Raw genomic sequence first — 19,687 nt, 5'->3', positions numbered from 1 at the left:
CTCCTCGCTCGGCTACAAGCCGCCAGCACCGGTCGCTGTGGTCTGGCCGGCTGCGCAAACCCAACCCGCTTCGCCGGCCATCTCAACCGTGGCCGCCAAGCCCACCATGCACTAGATTAGAACCGGGCCACCTAACGGGGGCGGGCCATTGCGTCGCGCTTGGAACGTCTTTCGGGGAGATGGCGAGCGCCGTAATCCGCGTTTCCTGACCAGCTGAAGCGCCTCTATCTCGAACTCGCCGCCAAATCCTCTGTGCTCCATACGCCCCTCGGGCTTCATGAAGCCTGGTCCGATGTCCGCGAAACCGGCGGCAGGCAGTGGGACGCTGTCTTTTTCCGCGGGAGCACTATGGTGAGACTGGGCATCGAGGCCCGCTTTTCAGGCAAGGATCGGTAGAATGACTAACCCCGCCACATCTTCCGGTCCGGCCAGGACCGGCCTCGCCATGCTCCCCACCCCTTTCGAGGAGATGCCGCGCCTGTCGCAGGCGCTCGGGCGGGGCGGTGCTGCGCCTTCGCTCTTCATCAAACGCGACGACTGCACGGGTTTCGCCGGCGGCGGCAACAAGGCCCGCAAGCTGGAATTCCTCGTCGCTGAAGCGCTGCAGCAGGGCGCCGATGTGCTGGTGACCATCGGCGCGCTGCAATCGAACCACGCCCGTCAGACCGCTGCGGCCGCGGCGCGGCACGGTCTCGGCTGCGTCCTCTTGCTGACCGACTCGGTGGCCAATCGTGGCGAGGCTTATCGCACGAACGGAAACCAGCTGCTCGACCGGATCTTCGGCGCGCAGATCCGTTTTCTCGCTGCGGGCGAGGACAGCACGGCGGCGGCCGCGGCGACGATGGCGGCATTGGCCGCGCAGGGGCGCAAACCCTATCTCATCCCGGTCGGAGGCTCTAACGGTCTCGGCAGCTTCGCCTATCGCGAGGCGCTTCTGGAGCTTGCGGCGCAGGCCCGCGAGAAAGGCTGTTCCCTCGACCATATCGTCGTGCCGACCGGGAGCGGCGGCACTCATGCCGGCATCCTTGCCGGCGTCGCGGAGGCCGGGTTGCCCTGCCGCGTGCATGGTGTCAGCGTCTCGCGCTCTGCCGAGGAGGCGGGAGCCATCGTCGCTGGGCTGGTCCAGGAGATCTTCGCTCTCGAAGGCCGCGAGAGAGGTGCGGTGACGGGGCTCGAGGTCGACGATTCCCAGATCGGCTCGGGCTATGGCCAGCCGACCGCCGCCATGATCGAGGCTGTCGAGCTGGTTGCCCGCACCGAGGGGATTCTGCTCGACCCCGTCTATACCGGAAAGGCGATGGCCGGCCTGGTCGCGCTCGTCCGGAGCGGCGCCATCGCTCCGACGGAGACCATCGTCTTCTGGCACACCGGCGGCGCCCCCGGCCTCTTCGCCTATCCGGAGGTTTTCCAGGGATAGGCGGAGGCCTCGTCGCCATGGCGCGCCAAATCCCGACTGCCGACGCCGGACGTCCGGCACATGACGCATCCCGGCAGGTTGCTGGGGCGGTCGGCCTCGCGGAGGTCCTGGCTGAAGCCCACGGCTATGGCCGCCATATTTTTCTTCTATAGTAGAATTTCTATGGGCGAGTGCTAGCATTCCCCTGCTTCCGGCCCGCCAGCCCGGGCCGGAAGCCAAGGCTACAAGGCCGGCCGATCGGCGACCGAAACGGTCCAGGGGAGGATTTCACCATGACCATGCCTGCGCTGCGCTCTTCGCTTCTGGCTGCGGCGATGATCGCCTGCACCTTGCCGGCGAGCGCCAATGACAAGCCGTTCCGCATCGGCGTCATCGACGACATGTCCGGCACCTTCTCGGACAATGGCGGCCCCGGCACCGCGCTGTCGGTTCGCATGGCCGTGGAGGATTTCGGCGGCTCGGTGCTGGGCCGGCCGATCGAGGTCGTGGTCGCCGATCACCAGAGCAAGCCCGATATCGGCTCGGCGCAGGCGCGCCAGTTCATCGACGAGCGCGGTGTCAGCGTCATTCTGCCCGGCGGCTCGAGCTCGGTCGGCCTCGCCGTGCAGGCGGTCGCGCGCGAGCGGCAGATCACCACCCTGGTCAGCGGCGGCTACGCCCCGAACTTCACCGGCAACCAGTGCTCGCCCTATGGCACGCAATGGGCGCCCTCGACGGCGGAACTCGCCAATGCGGTCGCCAAGGGCGTCGTCGACGAGGGCGGCAACAAATGGTTCTTCCTCACCGCCGACTATGTCTTCGGCCACAATCTCGCGGCCGATGCCGGCAAGGCGGTGAAGGCCGCTGGTGGCCAGGTGGTGGGCGAGGCCCGCCACCCGCTCGGGACGGCCGATCTGTCCTCGCCGCTGCTGACCGCCCAGTCCTCCGGCGCGAACGTCGTCGGCCTCGCCAATGCCGGCCCGGACCTCGTGAATTCGCTGAAGCAGATGCGCGAATTCGGCGTCAAGGCGAAGCCGGCGACGATGCTGGTCTACGAGAACAACGTCGTCGCGCTCGGATTGCCGGCGGCGCAGGGGCTGAAGCTCTCCGCCCCGTTCTACTGGGACATCAACGAGGCGACGCGCGCCTGGGCCAAGCGTTACATGGCGCGCTTCGACAACAAGGTCCCGACCATGGGCCACGCGCTCGCCTACATTGCGACCACGCATTACCTCAAGGCGGTCAAGGCGCTCGGCAGCGACGACGCCAAGGGCATCGCCAGGAAGATGCGCGAGCTGCCGATCACCGGCGACATGATCCAGAAGGCGCGCATCCAGGACAATGGCCGCGTCGTCATGGACATGCATCTGTTCGAGGTGAAATCCCCGGCGGAATCGAAGAGCCCGGCCGATCTCTACAAGGTACTGGCGACGCTGCCGAGCGAGGGCCTGTTCACCCCGGCCGAACAGAGCGGCTGCCAGCATCTCCACAAGCCCTGATCCCCGCTCCCCCGGTGCCGGCGTTTGCCGGCGTTCCGGGGCCTGCCGGCCTCGCGACGAAACGGACAGCCAGCACGATGACCAGCAAGACGGCACCGGCGCTCGAGCGCTTTTTCATGCATGTCGACGGCAAGGACCGCGAGGCCGTCGACGGCGGCTGGCTGGAGACCAAGAACCCCTATACCGGCAAGCCCTGGGCCCTGATCCCGCGCGCCAGCGCCGCCGATGTCGATCTCGCCGTCAGGGCCGCGCATGAAGCCTTCAGCAGCGGGCCCTGGTCGCGGATGAGCGCCAGCGATCGCGGCGTGCTGATGTTCCGCCTCGCCGATCTGATCGCCGCCAATGCCGAGCGCCTCGCCGATCTCGAGGTTCGTGACAATGGCAAGCTGCGCGTCGAGATGCTCGGCCAGATGAAATATCTGCCGCGCTGGTTCCAGTATTACGGCGGGCTCGCCGACAAGATCGAGGGCCATGTCACGCCGATCGACAAGGCCAACATGTTCCACTACGTCGCCTATGAGCCGCTCGGCGTCGTCGGTGCGATCACGCCCTGGAATTCGCCGCTGCTGCTCACGGTCTGGAAGCTCGCCCCGGCGCTGGCGGCCGGCAACACCGTCGTGGTCAAGCCCTCGGAATTCGCCTCGGTCTCGATGCTGGAGCTGGCGAAGCTGTTCACGCAAGCCGGCTTCCCGCCCGGCGTCGTGAATGTCGTCACGGGGCTGGGGCAGGAGGCCGGCGAGCCGCTCGTCGAGCATCCGCTGGTGGCGCGTATCGCCTTCACTGGCGGCAATGCCGGCGGGCGCAGGATCTACGAGGCCGCCGCCCGCCAGTTCAAGCGGGTCTCGCTCGAGCTCGGCGGCAAGTCGCCCAACATCGTCTTCGCCGACGCCGATATCGACGCGGCGGTGAAGGGCGTTATCTCCGGCATCTTCGCCGCCGGTGGCCAGACCTGCATGGCCGGCTCGCGGCTCCTGCTGCAGGCCTCGATCCATGATCGCTTCTTGGACAGGCTGGTCGAAAGGATGCGCCAGGCGCGCCTCGGCGATCCCAACGACCCCGAAACCGATATCGGCCCGGTCGCGACAGAGCAGCAGCTCGCCAAGGTGCTCGACTATATCGAGATCGCCCGCCGCGACGGCGCGCGCTGCGTCCTCGGCGGAGAGCGTAGCACGCGTCCCGGCTGCACGCAGGGCTGGTTCGTCGAGCCGACCATCTTCGCCGGCGTCACCAACACGATGCGGATCGCGCGCGAGGAGGTCTTCGGGCCGCTGCTCAGCGTGCTCAGCTTCGAGACCGAGGAGGAAGCGATCGCCCTGGCGAACGACACGCCCTTCGGGCTCGCGGCTGGGGTCTGGACCACCGATCTCGGCCGCGCCATGACCCTGCCGAAGAAGCTCAAGGCGGGCACGGTCTGGGTCAACGCCTATCGCGTGGTCAGCTATCTCGCGCCGTTCGGCGGCTTCAAGGAGTCCGGGATCGGGCGCGAGAACGGCCAGGCTGCGATCATGGAATATCTCGAGCCGAAGAGCGTCTTCATCAACGCCAGGCCGGCGATCTCGAACCCGTTCACCCTGCAATAGCCGGCAAGTCCGCCCGCCGCGGCGCGAGCTGGCAGGGCGCCGGTCAAGGGCGGCGGACGATCACGCAGTAATAGCTGCAGCGTTCGTCCGTCTCGTTGACGAAGCGATAGGGCTCGCGGATCTGGAAATAGAAGCTGTCGCCGGCGGCGAGCCGGTGCATCGTCGCGCCGATCTCCACCGAGAGCCGGCCTTCCTGGATGATCAGGTGCTTCTCGACGCTGCCCTCATAAGTCGGCAGCCAGCCCGAGGACATGCCGGGCGGGATCACGTGGAGCAAGAGCTCGACCCCGCTTTCGGGATGGGCCGGGGAGAGCACATGCCGCTCGAAGCCGGTCTCGCTGTCGCGAAAGCTCAGCCGCTGATCGACGCGCCGCGTCGCCACCGGAGCGGCATCGCTGTCCGCGCCCATCAGCCCGGAGAGCGAGGTGCCGAGCCCGCGCGCGATCCGGGTGACCACGGCGAGGGTCGGGTTCTTCTCGCCGCGTTCGACCTTGGACAGCATGGCCCGGCTGACGCCGGAGCGTTCGGCGAGACCGTCCAGTGTCAGCGCCGCCGCCTTGCGCAGCCGCCGCACGCGGGGGCCGAGTTCGAGAACGGGGCCCGGCTTGTCGTCGGCGCGGCGACCATCCGCCGGCTGCCCTTCGTCCGGTCGATCGGAGGCGCTGTCGGACGCCGCGCCCGGCCGGTCGAACCGGGGGGACTCAGGCCTGTTCAGCCGCATCGATCATGCTCGTCGTCGGTTCTCTCTTCGCTGCCGGCCGGTTTATCGCATGCCTTGCACCGGTGATAAACGGTGGTGCGCTCCGGCCGGCCACCTTCAGGGGCCGCTTCCCTTGAGCTCGAGCAGGAAATAGGTGGTCGGGCCGCTCGGCAGGTCGTTGCTGAGCCGGAAGGCGACGGGACCGCTGCCGCTGATGGCCGGCGGCTTCACGCTGCCATCGAGGCCGATCGGCGAGAGCTGCCATTGCCGGGCGCTCCGGTCGAGCCTGATGTCGACATGCCCTTTGCGGATTCGGACAGGCAGCCTGCCGAAATCCTCGATCACCTTCTGCTCCCTGTCGCGGAAGACCATGTCGGTGTTGCGGGCGTCGGTGGCGAAGATCAGCAGGAAGCGGCTGCCCTTGGTCAGCGATGCCGGCTTGTCGAGCGAGGAGATCGCGATCAGGCCGTCTCCCTCCGAGCCGTCGATGCCGAGGGTCCTGAGCTTGACCGGCAGGCTCGCCGAGGCGAAGGCGACGGCCTCCGTCGCCGGCGTCGTCAGGCGCAATTGCCGGTCGCGGCGGTTCAAAAGAAGCTCGCCCGTATCGCTCTGGAAGAGGCCGCCGGCGAGCTTCGTCGCATTCTCGGCCGGGAGAAGGCGGCTCGCCCGCAGCTTCTCGACGATCGCCTCGGGCCGGTTGGCGCCGCGCGGCTGGAGGACGGCGATCCGGTCGCCGATCCGGTCGGCGGCCTTAAGTCCGATCCTGCCGAGCAAGGCGAGTTCCGTCAGATGTTCGGGCTCACGGGCCTGCATGTCCGGGCCAAGATCGGCCTCGCCGCGTACCGCGAACGGAATGGTGAGCCGCGAGGCCGCGACGTCGCCGCGCCTGAACAGCAGGGCGGCGAGCGTTTCCCCGGCGCGCGCGACCGGGTCGAGCGCGATCGCATAGGGCAGCATGGCCCGCTTGTGCGGGTAGGGTTCGCCATAGGACAGTGCGATCGGGCCGTGCGCGTGCCGGCAGAGCGCATCCCAGCCCTGCAGCGCAGCATAGGCCGGGAAGACCAGGCCGCCCTCATAGCGATAGCGGTTCCAGAACAGATGGTCGTATTCGCTGATCACGAAGGGCCTGCCGAGCCAGCGCGCCGCCGCGGCCATGCGCATGGAGTTGGCGGCGTCGCCGAGCGAGCTCTGCTGGAGGAGCTTGCTGCCCGGCGCATAGCCGCTCGCCCAGTCGTGATAGGTGTTCATCGTCACGACATCGAGCCCGCGCCGGCTGAGCGCGGCCTGCACGGTCGGCCAGTTATTGTAGGTGCTGATCAGCCCCTTGTAGCCGAAGCCGCGCAGCGTCTCGCTCATCTTCGCCGCCGAGGCGGTCTCGATCTCGGTGAAGAAGGCCTGGAGATCGCGCAGGCGCGGGCTGTCGGCATAGCGGTCCGCCGGCAGCCGGATCGAGCCGTTCTCCAGCTTCTCGGTCCAGCCGAGGCCGCCCCAGGCCTTGGCGAGCGCCGCGCTGGAGGGGTAGTGCCGCGCCAGCCAGGCGTTGAACGGTGCCGCGAACATCGGGTCATAGGGCGCCTTGCCACGCCGATCGTGGACGACGCTCTCGAATTCGAGATTGTTCTCGTTGACCAGGATCACCAGCGCCAAGGCATCGTCATGGATCGGCGCGACCCCGGTATAGGGATTGACGCGGGTGAAGAATTTTTCGGTGAACTGCTTCCAGTGCGCAAAGGCGCCGTCGTCGAGATGCAAGGCGAGCTTGAGCGTGCCGCCGGGGTCCCAGCGATCGTCATGGCCGCCATAGGCCCCGCGCCAGGACGAGAGCCCGTCGATCATCCAGTAGATGCCGTTCCGCTTCAGCGCGGCCAGGAAATAGTGGATGCGGTCGAGCGTCTCCGGGTCGAAGTCGAAATCGGTCTTCCGGCCGAACATCAGGCTGCCGTCGACGAAATGCAGGCGTGCCAGATTGTAGCCGTGCAAGGCCAGTTGCCTGGCATAGCGGTCGGCATTGGCGCGGTCGGGGAAGCCGCCGGAAGCCGGGCTCCAGGCCAGCGAGGCGCAGGACAGGCGCGCCGGCTCCCCCGGTGCATTCGCATAGGCGAGCCGGCCATCGGCGTTGGCGATCAGGCGCCGGTTCGGCTCGATCTTCGCGTTCGGCAGGATGGCGGAGAAATCCAGCGGGCTGCCGGGCCTTAGTTCCAGCGAAACCTCGCGGACGGGCAGCCATTCTTCGGCCTGCACGCGCGCCCCCGTCCAGCCGAGCGCAGCCGAGAGCGCCAGTGCAAGCCGCAGCAGCCGTGTCATCGATCGCTCCCGATGACGCGGCTTTCGATCGGGGCATCTGGTTCCAGGCGCTGGCGCAGGAAGCCGGCGGGCAGCGCTGCCGCGTGGAAGAACCAGGCGACGACGGTGTAGAGCCCCATGCCCAGCCCGCCCTTGCGCCAGCTCATCAGCGCCACGATGCCGGCGAGCAGGGCGAGGACCAGCCCGAGAGCGAGCCCCTTCTGCGGCAGGAACAGCAGGAGCCCGATCGAGAGCGCCCACCAGAGATAGACCGCCCCCCAAAGCCGAAGCTCCGGCAGTTCACGCAGGAGCTGGAAGAAATACGGCCTCCCGAGCGAGGCGCGCAGCAATTCGCCGATTCCGTGGAGATACTTGTTCTTCCAGCGCCGCATCAGCAGCTTGTAGGAATTCAGCGAATGCCCGAAATGCTGGACGAAGCGCCGGTCCAGCCGGTGGAGTTGCCAGCCGGCATCGCGCAGGCGGATGCCGAGGTCGAATTCCTCATAGCCGTGCAGGTTGCGGTCCGAGAGATAGCCGGCTTGCTCGATCGCGCTGCGCCGGTAGAGGCCGCCGCCATTCATCCGGTCGAGCGGCCCGATTCGGTTTTCCGGCGCGTGCCGCTGCACCCGGCGGGCATATTCGAGATTGGCGGTCTGCATCTCCTCGACATGGCCGGTGACCCCTGCGACCTTGGGGTTCCTCTCCAGGAAGCGGATTGCGTCACCGAGGAAACCGGGGTCGAGCAGCATGTCGCCGTCCAGCAGGCAGAGATAATCGCCGCGCGAATGCTGGAAGCCGAGCTGGGGCCCGATCCCGCAACTTGGGCGCGCCGGTGGCATGATCTGGGCGATCACCACCGGGTAGCGCTGGGCGATCTCGACGGTACGGTCCGAGGAGCCGCTATCGGCGATGACGACTTCGCCCGGGATCTCGCCGAGCGCGGAAAGTGCGCTCTCGATGGTCGCGGCGATGCGCTTTTCCTCGTTCAGCGTCTTGATGATGATGGAAACGGCCAAGCGGGCCTCCAATATCGCAGCCATCGGCGGGTGGCGTCAGAAGTCGGTGAGCAGCCGGCTCCAGCTCTCCGAGGCCAGCCCGCCGATATATATGTCGTTGCGCAGCGCGGCGTCCGTGATCTCGGCATGACGCGTCACCAGGCAGAAATAGCCGCGATGCTTGAAGCTGAGCCAGCGCTGCCGGGAAATCGCGTTCATCATGAAGGGCTGCGAAATCCCGCTGGCCGCGGCGTAGCCTTCGGCATCCAGGCTGGAGAACATCTGGCCGACGACCTCGAATTCGCGACCGGCGGTGCAGAGCAGGTTCAGAACCGTGGCCTCCCGGCCTTTTCGGCCGAAATAGAGAAAGGCGCCGATCGGCTGCTCCCTGCCGTCGAGCACGATCCTGAAGTTCAGCGTGCCGAGCCGGCCGTTCAGCGAAGCGACGCCGACCAGCCAGTCGAACTCGGCCTTGCTCCAGACAGGGCGGACCTGAAAGCGCTGCATCATCGGCTTGGCGCAGGCCAGGAACTCGTCAGGTGTGGCGGGGATCGTCCGGCAGTCCGGTATGGCCGCCGGGGTGATCGAGCGTCTGCGCCGACGCAACGTCCGGTCGAGCCAGCCGAGCGGGGTGACGACGGCCCGCGAGCTCAAGGCTGGGGCCGCGCGGCTGCAGGCGAGGGCCGCTGCCGTCGCCGGCCTGAAGGCGCGGCGCCATTCCAGGCTCTGGATCGGGAGCACGCTGCCTCCGCCGGCAATCCAGTGGTCGGCGCTGACCGGCGAAGAATTGTCCGAGAAGCACATGTCCTGCCGCGCGGCGCGCATCTGGCGCGCCAGGCGGGCGGCCCCTGCTGCGCCTTCGGCCCCGTCGGCCATGAAGGCACACAGGAGCCGCGCCATGATCGGGCGACCATGTGCGCTGAATTCCATCGGTACGGCGAGGATCGCGCTGGCCACGCCATTCTCGCCCTCATGCACCATGCTGCCATTCTCCGGCCGATAATGCGGACTGCCGAAGAAGATCGTTTCCAGATAGGGGGCAAGCTCGGGCGCGACCTTGTCGCTGTTCCGGAACGCCTTGCTGAACAACCGGGCGATAGTCGAAATGTCGCCGCGCACCATCGGTCGCACGCCCGCTGCACGGACGGCTGCGCCGCCGGGGCTCGCTGCGATGGGTGCGCAATTGGGCTCAGCTCCCATGGGCCATCCCGGTTCGGGGCTCTCGGGCCAGGGCCCGTTCCCGATCCTGGCGCACGACTCGCTGCAAGGCGCTCCAGGCTGCGATCACCATGGCGATTTCGATGACATAGAAGGAGACGAAGGTTCCCGCAGGCGGCGCATACCAGGTCGCGAGCGCGGCGAGTGCGGCGCCGAGCACGCTGCCGATGCCCATCACGGCGGCGCGGGTTGACTGATGGCCCGAGGCTCCCAGCGCCTCGGCCGCCACGGCCCAGATCGCCAGCGGGATGACCGCCCAGCAGAGGGCCCGGACGAAGGAGACGAGCGAGACATAATCCCGGCCGAACAGGAGAGGCAGGATCGGCGCCAGCACGAACACGGCCGCCGCTGCGGCGGTGCTGATCAGCGTGGCGGCGACCAGGACCTTGCGAACCCGCGGCATGGCGTGCTGCAAGCCTTCCGCCGTCGCCCGCGCCGAGCCGGGGTAGACGAGCCGATTGAGCGCCTCGACGGAAAGATAGCTGCTCTCCAGCATGCGGCGGGCGACGCTGTAGCTCGCGACGATCTCCGGGCTCGCGACGAGGCTGAGCACGAGCAGATCGGCATTCTGGCGCACGGCGCGCAGGATGAAGGGAACGCTGAAATAGAGGCCGAGCGGCAACTCCTCGCGCACGATCCGATAGCGCGGCCGGCCGAGCCTGGCGAGCGCGCGCCAGCAGGCGAGGGCGACGAGAACATGGCAGGCGAATTGCCAGAGTGCCCAGGAGGCAACGCTGGCGACGCCGAAAACGAGGCAGGCGAGGACGGCGGCGGCGGTCCGGGCCAGGGCGAAGCCGACAACGACCATATTGGCCGAGGCGAAATCGGAATGGGCGATGAAGATCTGTTCCGCCAGAACGATCACGCGCACCAGGACGATGTTCGTCACCAGCATCAGCGTGATGACGGCGGCATTGGTTGCCGGGTCGGGGGAGAGAGTGAAGAAGAAGGGCAGCAGGGCGGCGCCGATCACGACCAGGGCGACGCCGCTCGCCGCGGTGAGGATCAGATTGTGGCCGAGCATGTCGGGATAGATCGCCCGATCGCGCGCGACGCGGCGGACGAGGCATTCCATCGCGCCGAGCCCGCACATATGCACCGCGATGTTCGAGATCGCGGTGATCGCGACGAACAGGCTGAATTCGTGGACGCCGAGAAAGCGGGCCAGGATCGCGAAGGTCAGGAGCTGCGCGGCCGAGCTGATGATCAGGCTGCCGCCCGAGGCGGCATAGGACAACAGCATCGGGAGCAGGGCTCCGCGCATGCCCGATCCTTTTGCGTTGCCCGGAGCCATCCTCTCCCGCCTTCGAAAATCGACCGAACGGGGCCGCCCCGCTGGAACTAGCATCGACGGGGCATCAGTAGCAGGCAAAAATAAGGGCGCAGTTAACACCGGCAGGCGTGTTTCAGCAGGTGTTTACCGGAATGCCGCTAGCCTGCCGGCGTGATCATCCGACCAGTGCGGGAAGGAGCCCCGATGACGGGCAGAGCAGTCGACCTTGCGGGCCAGAGCGGGCCTCGCATGCAGCGCTTCATGAGTATCGAGCTGGAACTCGCTCCCGACGTCCTCGTGCCCCGGCAGGAGACCGAGCTGCTCGGGGCCTGCGCCGTCGAGCGCCTGCGCGAGGGCCTCCCCGGGCCGTCGGTGGTCGACATGTGCTGCGGCTCCGGCAATCTCGCTTTGGCGATCGCAATGGAAATCCCGACCGCCCGCATCTGGGGGGCGGATCTGACCGACGGCACGGTGGCGCTCGCCCGCCGCAATGCCGAGCGCCTCGGCGTGCAGGATCGGGTGTCCATCCACCAGGGCGATCTGTTCGATGCCTTGGCTGGTGAGGGGCTGGTCGGCAAGGTCGACATGATCGTCTGCAATCCACCCTATATCTCGACCTCGCGCCTGGAGGGCGAGAGCGCGCATCTGCTCGCGGCCGAGCCGCGCGAGGCCTTCGATGGCGGGCCCTATGGCATCTCGATCCATCAGCGCGTGATCCGCGACGCCGTCGACGTCCTGAAGCCGGGAGGCTGGCTGCTGTTCGAGTTCGGCGAGGGCCAGGATCGTCAGGCCGCGGCGCTGATCGCCCGGGCCAGGGCCTATGAGCCCGTGCGTTTCGCGACGAACGAGGCCGGCACGCCGCGGGTCGCACTGGTCCGCAAGCTGGCCGCCGCGCCGGCATCCGGCGAGACGGCGGGGCGGCCGGCATGAGCCTGGTTCGTTCCCTGGAGACCGCCGATATTCCGGCGGTCGCGGGGCTGTTCCAGCGGGTGTTCCGGGACAGTGATGCGCCGCCACCAGCGGCGCTCGTCACCTATCTGAGACGGCACTATCTCGAAGCGCCGGGTTGCGATCCTGAGATCGCGCCGCTGGTCCATGTTTCCGGCGAGGGTGAGATTTCCGGCTTCATCGGCGTGAACGCGCTGCCGATGAGCCATGAGGGTCGCAAGCTGAAGGCCGCGATCTGCGGCTCGCTGATGGTCGAGCGGCGGGGCAGCGATCCGATGGCCGGCGCCAGGCTGCTGAAGACCTTCCTGGCCGGGCCGCAGGACCTTTCCTTCAGCGAGACGGCGAGCGAGGTCTCGGCGCAGATGTGGGCAAGGCTGCGTGGCGTGGCGCTGCCGCAATACAGCCTCGACTGGGTCCGGACCATCCGGCCCTCGGCCTTCATGCTCGCACTGGCATCCGAGCGGGTCGGTGCGGCGCGCCTGCTCTCCCCGCTCGCCGGGCTGGTCGATCGCCGCTTGCGCCGGAAGATGCAGGAGAATGAGCTGCGCTGGTCCGGCGTGCCGGAGGACTGGACCGTGAAGGGCGGCCTCAAGGTTGCCGAGATCGACCAGCCCGGCTTTGCTGCCCTGGTCGAGCCGCTGACGCGGCAATTCGCGCTTCGTCCCGATTGGAGCGCCGAGCAGCTCGCCCACATCGTCGCCGAGGCGGCCAGGAAGCCGGAACAGGGCGAAGCGGTGTTCGCCTCGGTCCTCACGCCCGGCGGCGTGCCGATCGGTGCCTTTTTCTACCATCTGCGCCCTGGCGGGATCGCGCGCGTCCTGCAGATCCTGACCGCGCCGGGCCAGGCCGGTCTCGTGATCGACTGCCTGATCGGGCATGCGGCGCGGCGCGGGGCGGCCGGCTTGCGCGGCCGGACGCAGCCCGCTTTGCTCGAGGCGATGCTCGGGCGCCGCATCGCCTTCACCCATCTCGCCTCGACCGTGGTGCATGCGCGCGAGCCGGCGCTGGTCGACGCCTTCCTGGCCGGCCGTGGTTTCTTCAACGGGCTGGCGGGCGAGAGCTGGAGCCGGCTGGTCGGCGGGCGCTTCGAATAGGGCGCGCAGCCGGCGCGAAGTTCAGGCGCGCCGGCGGTGCCGGTCTCAGCCGGCGATCTCCGCCACCGGCTGCACCAGTTGCGGTTCGAGATGCAGATAGCGCGTCGCCCGCCGCTTGGCGGCGATATCGGCAAAGACGCGCTCGACCTCGACCGTGCTCAGCTTCGCGGCCGCGGCGACCTGCTCGGCCGGGAGGCCGTTATTGAGGCCGTAGAGGCACAGGTCCATGCGGTCATAGGGCAGGGAGAAATAGAACTCCTCCTGCGTCTGCTCGAGCGAAAAAGTATCGGTCGTCGGCGGCCGGCGGCGGATCTCCTCGGGAATGCCGAGATCGGCGGCGAGCGCATAGACCTGGCTCTTGTAGAGATGCGCGATCGGCTTCACATCCGCCGCGCCGTCGCCGTTCTTGACGAAGAAGCCCTGGTCGTATTCGAGCCGGTTCGGCGTGCCGAGCACGGCGAAGTTGAGCCGGTCGGCATGATAGTACTCGACCTGCTTGCGGGTGCGCTGCTTCATATTGGTGGCGGCGACGATGCCGAGATAGACCGTGGGCGGCATGCGCAGCTTGGTCCGATTGCCCTGCGGATCCTCGACCACCAGCGAGGAGATGTTGTAGCCCTCGCCGGCGAGCGCGTTGGCGATCACGATCTTCGAACCCCAGCCGGGTCCGTATTCCGGCACCAGCTCGCGGATGAACGCGTCGCGCCGCTCATAGCAGCCCATCGCCTGCAGCGTCGGCCCGATATCTTCGACCACGGCGGCGACGCCGAAGGTCTCGGCGACGAGCCGGCCGAGCCTGAGGCTCTCGGGATCGGAATCGTTCTCCGGCATGAACAGACAGAAGACGTTCTTGGCACCGACCGCGCGCACCGCCAGCGCCACCGAGACGCTGGAATCGATGCCGCCCGACAGGCCGAGCACCAGTCCGCGCTTGCGCATGCCACGCAATTGCGCGCGCAGGCCGGTTACGATCCGCTCGATCTCGGCAGCGCCGTCGATCTTCAACGTCTCCGCCGAGAAGGCGAGGCTTTCAGGGGCAGGGGCAATGTTCATTCGGCAGCTCCAAGCGTCTCGGCGGCCAGCCTGCGGCTGACCTTGCCGGTATCGGTCTTCGGCAGCTCGCTGCGGAATTCCACGATCTTCGGCACCATGAAGTCCTCGAGATGGGCGGCGCAGTGGCGGATGATGTCGCGCTCGCTCAGGCTCTCGTCGGAGCGCACCACAAGTGCCGCGATGGCATGGCCGAGCACCGGGTCGGCGACGCCCATCACCACGGCCTCCGCGATGCCGGGATGGGCATGCAGGACGGTCTCGACCTCCTTGGGGGCGACCTTCTCGCCGCGCGTCTTGATGATGTCGTCCTTGCGGCCGACGAAGTAGAGAAAGCCATCCTCGTCGGCGCGGAAGAGATCGCCGGTATGCAGGCGCTTCTCCCAGGGGTGCGGGCCCGGGCGCAGCATCTGCGTGGTGGCGGCGTCGTTTCGCCAGTAGCCCTGCATGACATGCGGGCCGCGAATGACGAGCTCGCCGGCGACGCCGGGCGGCACGCGATTGCCTTCGTCGTCGACGACCAGGGCTTCGGTGTTCGGGATCGCGATTCCGACCGAGCCGGGCCGGCTGTCGAGCTCTTCCGGCGGCAGATAGGTGCAGCGCTTGCACTCGGTCAGCCCGTACATCGAATAGACCCGCACGCCGGGCAGGAGCTCGCGCAGCCGGGCGATATGGGCCGGCGGCAGCGCCGCCGCGGTATTGGAGATGTAGCGCAGGCTCGGCAGGAAGCCCGGCTCGAGATCGCGCATCTGCAGGATCAGCGCCGCCATGGTCGGCACCAGCGGGAAGCCGGTGACCTTCTCGTTGCGGATGCGCTCGAAGATCGCCTGCGGGAAGGCGAAGGATTTTTCGAGGACGAGGGTCGCGCCGAGCCGCATCGCCATCAGCAGCTGGTAGAGCCCGTAATCGAAGGCCAGCGGCAGCACGTTGAGGATGATGTCGTCCGGCCTGTTGCGCAGATAGCTGGTGATCGATTCCGCTGCCGCATCGATGTTGCGGTGGGTCATCATCACGCCCTTGGGCCGGCCGGTGGAGCCCGAGGTGTAGATCAGCATGGCCAGATCGATGTCGATTCCGCCATGCGCGACCGGGGTCGGCTCGGCCGCGAGGCACGCTTCGAAATCCGCCGCTCCTTCGATGGCCTGGCCGGGCGCGGCCTGGGCCGCGGCGACGAAGAGCGGTCGTCCGGGGCCGGCCGCGCGCGCCTGCGTCACGACCGGCATCAGCCTGGCCTGGGTCAGGATCGCGGCGGCCTCGCAATCCTCGATGATGTAGGCGAGCTTGTCGGCCTTGGTCGACGCGTTGATCGGGCTGAAGGTCGCGCCGGCCTTGAGGGTCGCGAAGATCGAGACGGCCGCTTCCCAGCAATTATCCATGAAGACGAGCACGCGGTCGCCGCGCTTCACCCCATTGGCGGCGAGCGTGGCTGCCAGCCGGCTGGAGAGATCGTCCAGCTCGGCATAGCTCAGCCGCCTGCGCTCGGTGACCAGCGCGGTCTTGGTGCCATGCGCCCTGGCGCTGTCGATGACGAAATGCTCGACCCGCATCGGCTCGATATCCTGTCCTGTCCCTGTCTCAGGCCGTCGCGGACGCGGCGGTCTTCGAGGCGATGAAGGCCGTGATGCGCCCGAGTGAATCGAGATTGGCGGGAACGATCTCGGAATCGGCGACGGTGATGCCGTAGCGGTCCTCGATGAAGGCGACGAGCTCGAGCACGCCTGTGGAGTCGATGATGCCGTTCTCGATCAGCGAGTCCGCGTCGGCGAGGGGATTGCCGGTGTCGCCGAACAGAAAATTCTCGATGACGAAGGCCTTCACCGCGTCCCTGATCGTGTCGGTCATGTCAGTTCCTTTTCTGATGAGGTGTCAGGCGGCTTTCGAGCTCTGGCTGTCGGCACCGGTGAAGGTCTTGAGCCAGAGCTGTGTCGACAGGATGCCGACGAAGGCCGCATTGTCGCGGAAGCCGGAGGCCGGGCGGGCGCGGCATTTCTCATGCAGCTTGGCGACCGCCTTCGGGTTGAAGAGACCGTTCGCGCCGATCTCGGCCTCGCCGAGCGCCGTCTCGACATAGTCGGCGGCGCCGGCTCCGACGAAGGAGGCGCTGTCGGGCGCCCGATAGGGCTGCTTGCTGCGCTTGCCGATCGAGGGCGGCAGCAGGTCCTTGGTCGCCTCCCGCAGGATGTGTTTCTCGACGAGGCCCTTCAGCTTCATCTCGGGCGGCAGGCCGGCGGCGAACTCCACGAGCCGATGATCGAGGAAGGGGAAACGCCCCTCTATGCCATGGGCCATCGCCATCCGGTCGCCCTGGCTTGAGAGGATGTAGCCGGGCAGCAGGAAACGGGCTTCGAGATATTGCGCCTGATGCAGCGGGTGCCAGCGCGCGAACGCCTCCGGCAGACGTGAGGCCATCTCCTCGGCCGCGTCGTAATTCCCGAGGCTGGCGCGCAGATCGCCCGAGAAGAAGAGCTTCGTCGCCGCCGTGCCGTCGAGGCGCGGCCGGTGCGAATAGAGTGGATCGTCGAGGGAATGGCCGTTCGCGCCGAAGAAGGAGGCGAGATACTCCGCCGATTGCTGCCGCAGCCCGGGCAGGTAAGGGTAGAGCTTGCGGAACAGATGCGGCCTGATGCGCGAGCCGGGCTGGCGCGCGCAGAAGCGGCGAACCCGGTTCTCCTTGAAGATGTCGTAGCCGGCAAAGACCTCGTCCGCGCCCTCGCCGGTCAGCACCACCTTGAGGCCGGCCTCGCGCACCAGCCCCGAGAGCTTGAACAGCGGGGCGGGCGCCGTCCGGATGATCGGCCGCTCGGTGAAGCGGATCACCTCGGGGAAGACGGCGGCGATGTCGCCCTCGCGGCAGGCGACCGCGCTGTGCTGCGTGCCGAGTGCGCGCGCCATCTCCAGCTGGAATTCGCTCTCGTCATGCTCGGCGCTGTCGAAGGTGACGGAGAAGGTCCTGAGACCGCCTGGAACCATGCGGGCGGCAAGCGCGGAGGTGATCGAGGAATCGAGCCCGCCCGAGAGATAGGAGCCGACCGGCACGTCGGCACGCATGCGGATGCGCGTCGCTTCGGTCAGCAGGGCGCGCAGTTCCTCGGCGGCTTCGCGTTCGTCCCTGTGCCGGGAGGGGGTGTCGTGGTCGGGATAGCCCAGGCTCCAATAGGGCCGGGTCGAGATGCCGCCGTCCTGGACGATCATCAGGTTCGCCGGTTCGAGCTCGCAGATGTCGCGGAAGGCCGTCCGGGGCGCGATCGGCGCCCAGAGCGTGAAGATCTGGTCGAGGGCGACCGGGTCGATCTGCGCGCTCACCCCCGGCACCTGGAGCAGCGCCTTGACCTCGGAGGCGAAATAGAAGCGGTCGCCCTGGCGCGTGTAGAACAGCGGCCGCACGCCCATGCGGTCGCGGGCGAGGAACATGCGCCGCCGGCGCGCATCCCAGATCGCGAAGGCGAAATCGCCGTTGAGGAGCGAGAGGCAGTCCTCACCCATCTCGTCATAGAGATGCAGGATCACTTCGGTGTCGCTCGCGGTCCGGAAGCGGCGGCCCCTGGCCTGCAGCTCCTCGCGCAGCTCGACATAGTTGAAGATCTCGCCGTTGAAGGCGATCGTCAGCGCGCCGCTCGCGTCCGACATCGGCTGCTGGCCGTCGCCGAGGCCGACGATCGAGAGCCGGGCATGGCCGAGGCCAACTTCCGGTCCGGTAAAGAAGCCCTGCTCGTCGGGACCGCGATGGGCGATCGCAGCCGTCATCCGTTCAAGGAGCGCTCTCCCATCCCGGACGGCGCCGAAATAGCCAACAAAGCCACACATGCGGAGACATATCCGAAAGTTCAGTCGGTTCTTCGCGAGTTATAGCCAGTCGCAGAGGCACAGACGTTAACGGCCCCGGATATCCGCGCGCATGGTAAACACCAGTCTAGCGGAAAGTACTGCGGCGCAGCTGGCGCGCGAGCGGTGAAATCGAGCCCTGAACAATCCCGATTGCAGCTGCGTCGTGATCGCGCGCGCTGCCTTGCGACCTCGCTCCCGGTGCCTCCACAAGCGGATTAACGCAATATTCAGGGCGGAAGCCTAGCTGTTGGGTTTGTTTGGGGGGGCTTGTGCGTCTCTTCCGTCTTGAGTTGCGTACCGAGGGCGAAGCGGGATGTATGGGCCGAAGGAGTCGGAGCAGCGTCAGACGCCTCGACCGGTCGGCCGTGCTCATGCCGCGCGTGCTGACGCCGATTTCGTCGTCGCTTCCGATGGTACCGCCATTGCCGGCAAAAGCCCGCTCTCCCGTCTCGGCCTGCTCGCGGAGGTCGGTGTCGACGATATCCTCGGCTGGCTACGTGCCGGGATGGGCTGGATCATCGGCGCCGTCGTTCTGTGCATGGCCGCGGCGTTGTTCTACGCAGCGGTGACGCCGCCGCGTTACACTGTCTACACCGACATCCTGATCGATCCGTCCAATCTCAACGTGGTGCGGGACGACGTCTTCACCTCCAACCCGCAGCGCGATGCGCAGCTTCTCGAGGTCGAGAGCAAGCTGAGGATCCTGACCTCGCGCAATGTTCTGTCGCGGGTGATCGACAAGCTCGACCTCGCCAATGATCCCGAATTCGTCAAGCCGGGCCTGCTGACGCCGCTCTGGCAGCTGATCTCGCCGCAAAGCGTCGCGCGCGACAACCGGCTCGCCGTGATGCGGGCCCTTTCCGAGCGCGTCGACGCACGGCGCGAGGAGCGCTCCTTCGTCGTCGTGATGCGCTTCTGGGCCGAGGACCCCGAGAAGGCGGTGACCATCTCGAACGCCATCGTCGACGCGTTCGAGGCCGAGCTCTTCCAGTCGTCCGCCGAAAGCGCCGGCCGGGTGGTCAAGAACCTCAACAACCGCCTCGACGAGCTGCGCCGGAACGTCACCGAGGCCGAGCAGAAGGTCGAGGATTTCCGCCGCGGCAAGGGGCTTCAGCTCAACAATGGCGAGCCGGTCAGTGCGCGATTGTCGAGCGAACTCAACACCCAGGTTCTGGAAGCCCAGCAGCGCTTCATCCAGTCGGAATCGCGCTATAGGCAGATGAGCGCCGCGGTCGCCGAGCGGCGGACCGCCAGCGCGTCGGTTTTCGACACCCCGACCATGGTCAACCTGCGGGCGCAATACAATACGCTGCAGCAGCAGATCGGTTCGATCAGGGCGACCTTTGGAACACGGCATCCGCAGATGGTCACGGCCCAGTCGGAGCAGCAGGCGCTGGAGGCGGCCCTGACGCGCGAGGCGCGGCGCATCCTCGATGGGGCGAAGGCGGAATTCGAGCGCGATCGCTCGACGCTCGCAATGCTGCGCGGCAAGGCGGATGACGAGAAATCGAACGTCTTCAGCGATAATGAGGAGCAGGTGCGGCTGCGCGATCTGCAGCGGGACGCGCGCGCCAAGGCCGCCCTCTACGAAACCCATCTCGCCCGGACACAGCAGATCAGCGAACGCCAGCAGATCGACACCAGCAATGTCCGCGTCATCTCGCGCCCGCTGCCGCCGAAGGCGCGCAGCTGGCCGCCGCGGACGCTGATCCTGCTCGGTGCGGCCGTCTTCCTCGGTCTTTGCCTCGGCATCGCCATCGCCCTGGCGCGCGGCGCCTGGCGCCATCTGCGCGATCCGCGGCTCGCGGCCGCCTGAGCGCGTCGCC

At 67.5% G+C, this 19,687-nt stretch carries 15 protein-coding genes; 6 read left to right on the top strand and 9 right to left on the bottom strand.

All coding sequences use genetic code 11. From position 1 onward, the window contains the following. Positions 1-445: 445 nt before the first annotated feature. The 3 genes from J0J10_RS17320 (at position 446) to J0J10_RS17310 (ending at position 4,475) form a co-directional block, all read left to right on the top strand. A complete protein-coding gene (locus J0J10_RS17320) occupies positions 446-1,417 on the top strand; it encodes a D-cysteine desulfhydrase family protein (protein ID WP_291647743.1) in 972 nt (323 codons plus the stop codon). A gap of 272 nt (positions 1,418-1,689) precedes the next feature. Beyond that, the gene (locus tag J0J10_RS17315; protein ID WP_291647742.1) at positions 1,690-2,895 is read left to right on the top strand and encodes an ABC transporter substrate-binding protein; all 1,206 of its coding nucleotides are present in this window, start codon (positions 1,690-1,692) and stop codon (positions 2,893-2,895) included. A gap of 77 nt (positions 2,896-2,972) precedes the next feature. Then, on the top strand, positions 2,973-4,475 hold the full coding sequence (locus J0J10_RS17310) for an aldehyde dehydrogenase (RefSeq protein WP_291647740.1): 1,503 nt from the start codon (positions 2,973-2,975) through the stop codon (positions 4,473-4,475). A 43-nt stretch (positions 4,476-4,518) separates the two neighbouring features. Here J0J10_RS17310 and J0J10_RS17305 read toward each other — a convergent pair whose 3' ends face one another. From J0J10_RS17305 to J0J10_RS17285, 5 genes are all read right to left on the bottom strand, one after another. Next, complete coding sequence (locus J0J10_RS17305; protein WP_291647738.1) at positions 4,519-5,196, bottom strand: helix-turn-helix domain-containing protein; 678 nt, start codon at positions 5,194-5,196, stop codon at positions 4,519-4,521. A gap of 96 nt (positions 5,197-5,292) precedes the next feature. Further along, a complete protein-coding gene (locus tag J0J10_RS17300) occupies positions 5,293-7,470 on the bottom strand; it encodes a glycoside hydrolase (RefSeq protein WP_465247217.1) in 2,178 nt (725 codons plus the stop codon). 5 nt (positions 7,471-7,475) lie between these two features. Beyond that, complete coding sequence (locus tag J0J10_RS17295; RefSeq protein ID WP_291647735.1) at positions 7,476-8,474, bottom strand: glycosyltransferase family 2 protein; 999 nt, start codon at positions 8,472-8,474, stop codon at positions 7,476-7,478. A 36-nt stretch (positions 8,475-8,510) separates the two neighbouring features. Further along, positions 8,511-9,653 carry a GNAT family N-acetyltransferase gene (locus J0J10_RS17290; RefSeq protein WP_465247214.1) on the bottom strand — a complete coding sequence of 381 codons (1,143 nt, stop codon included), beginning with the start codon at positions 9,651-9,653 and terminating at the stop codon, positions 8,511-8,513. Continuing rightward, on the bottom strand, positions 9,643-10,935 hold the full coding sequence (locus tag J0J10_RS17285; RefSeq protein WP_291647733.1) for a lipopolysaccharide biosynthesis protein: 1,293 nt from the start codon (positions 10,933-10,935) through the stop codon (positions 9,643-9,645). Before J0J10_RS17285 ends, J0J10_RS17290 begins: the two co-directional genes overlap by 11 nt. Before the next feature lie 213 nt (positions 10,936-11,148). On the opposite strand from J0J10_RS17285, the gene J0J10_RS17280 reads away from it, so the two are divergent. Next, a complete protein-coding gene (locus tag J0J10_RS17280; protein ID WP_291647731.1) occupies positions 11,149-11,874 on the top strand; it encodes a N5-glutamine methyltransferase family protein in 726 nt (241 codons plus the stop codon). Beyond that, entirely contained in the window at positions 11,871-12,986 is a 1,116-nt protein-coding gene (locus J0J10_RS17275; protein WP_291647729.1) for a hypothetical protein, read from the top strand. The genes J0J10_RS17280 and J0J10_RS17275 overlap by 4 nt, the downstream gene beginning before the upstream one ends. Positions 12,987-13,031: 45 nt before the next feature. Here the strand turns inward: J0J10_RS17275 and nadE are convergent, their stop codons facing one another. From nadE to asnB, 4 genes are read right to left on the bottom strand one after another with little or no spacing between them, the layout of a single operon-like run. Next, the gene (nadE, locus tag J0J10_RS17270; protein WP_291647727.1) at positions 13,032-14,039 is read right to left on the bottom strand and encodes an NAD(+) synthase; all 1,008 of its coding nucleotides are present in this window, start codon (positions 14,037-14,039) and stop codon (positions 13,032-13,034) included. Next, on the bottom strand, positions 14,036-15,583 hold the full coding sequence (locus J0J10_RS17265; RefSeq protein ID WP_291647725.1) for a class I adenylate-forming enzyme family protein: 1,548 nt from the start codon (positions 15,581-15,583) through the stop codon (positions 14,036-14,038). The genes nadE and J0J10_RS17265 overlap by 4 nt, the downstream gene beginning before the upstream one ends. A 28-nt stretch (positions 15,584-15,611) precedes the next feature. Then, the gene (locus J0J10_RS17260) at positions 15,612-15,878 is read right to left on the bottom strand and encodes an acyl carrier protein (protein ID WP_291635083.1); all 267 of its coding nucleotides are present in this window, start codon (positions 15,876-15,878) and stop codon (positions 15,612-15,614) included. Positions 15,879-15,902: 24 nt separating this feature from the next. Continuing rightward, positions 15,903-17,840 carry an asparagine synthase (glutamine-hydrolyzing) gene (gene asnB / locus J0J10_RS17255; RefSeq protein WP_291647723.1) on the bottom strand — a complete coding sequence of 646 codons (1,938 nt, stop codon included), beginning with the start codon at positions 17,838-17,840 and terminating at the stop codon, positions 15,903-15,905. Positions 17,841-18,174: 334 nt separating this feature from the next. Between asnB and J0J10_RS17250 the strand changes: the two genes are divergently transcribed. Further along, complete coding sequence (locus tag J0J10_RS17250) at positions 18,175-19,677, top strand: GumC family protein (protein ID WP_291647721.1); 1,503 nt, start codon at positions 18,175-18,177, stop codon at positions 19,675-19,677. Positions 19,678-19,687: the final 10 nt, after the last annotated feature.

The sequence above is a fragment of the Allobosea sp. genome, from assembly GCF_017308075.1.
In the GTDB taxonomy this organism is placed as follows: Bacteria; Pseudomonadota; Alphaproteobacteria; order Rhizobiales; family Beijerinckiaceae; genus Allobosea.
This window is presented reverse-complemented; position numbering and strand designations above follow the sequence as displayed.

Excerpts from the sequence above, each read along its gene's own strand:
- J0J10_RS17320 (WP_291647743.1), top strand. The coding sequence starts at position 446 with ATGCTCCCCACCCCTTTCGAGGAGATGCCGCGCCTGTCGCAGGCGCTC.
- J0J10_RS17315 (WP_291647742.1), top strand. The coding sequence starts at position 1,690 with ATGACCATGCCTGCGCTGCGCTCTTCGCTTCTGGCTGCGGCGATGATC.
- J0J10_RS17310 (WP_291647740.1), top strand. The coding sequence starts at position 2,973 with ATGACCAGCAAGACGGCACCGGCGCTCGAGCGCTTTTTCATGCATGTC.
- J0J10_RS17305 (WP_291647738.1), bottom strand. The coding sequence starts at position 5,196 with ATGCGGCTGAACAGGCCTGAGTCCCCCCGGTTCGACCGGCCGGGCGCG.
- J0J10_RS17290 (WP_465247214.1), bottom strand. The coding sequence starts at position 9,653 with ATGGGAGCTGAGCCCAATTGCGCACCCATCGCAGCGAGCCCCGGCGGC.
- J0J10_RS17285 (WP_291647733.1), bottom strand. The coding sequence starts at position 10,935 with ATGCGCGGAGCCCTGCTCCCGATGCTGTTGTCCTATGCCGCCTCGGGC.
- J0J10_RS17280 (WP_291647731.1), top strand. The coding sequence starts at position 11,149 with ATGACGGGCAGAGCAGTCGACCTTGCGGGCCAGAGCGGGCCTCGCATG.
- J0J10_RS17275 (WP_291647729.1), top strand. The coding sequence starts at position 11,871 with ATGAGCCTGGTTCGTTCCCTGGAGACCGCCGATATTCCGGCGGTCGCG.
- nadE (WP_291647727.1), bottom strand. The coding sequence starts at position 14,039 with ATGAACATTGCCCCTGCCCCTGAAAGCCTCGCCTTCTCGGCGGAGACG.
- J0J10_RS17265 (WP_291647725.1), bottom strand. The coding sequence starts at position 15,583 with ATGCGGGTCGAGCATTTCGTCATCGACAGCGCCAGGGCGCATGGCACC.
- J0J10_RS17260 (WP_291635083.1), bottom strand. The coding sequence starts at position 15,878 with ATGACCGACACGATCAGGGACGCGGTGAAGGCCTTCGTCATCGAGAAT.
- asnB (WP_291647723.1), bottom strand. The coding sequence starts at position 17,840 with ATGTGTGGCTTTGTTGGCTATTTCGGCGCCGTCCGGGATGGGAGAGCG.
- J0J10_RS17250 (WP_291647721.1), top strand. The coding sequence starts at position 18,175 with ATGTATGGGCCGAAGGAGTCGGAGCAGCGTCAGACGCCTCGACCGGTC.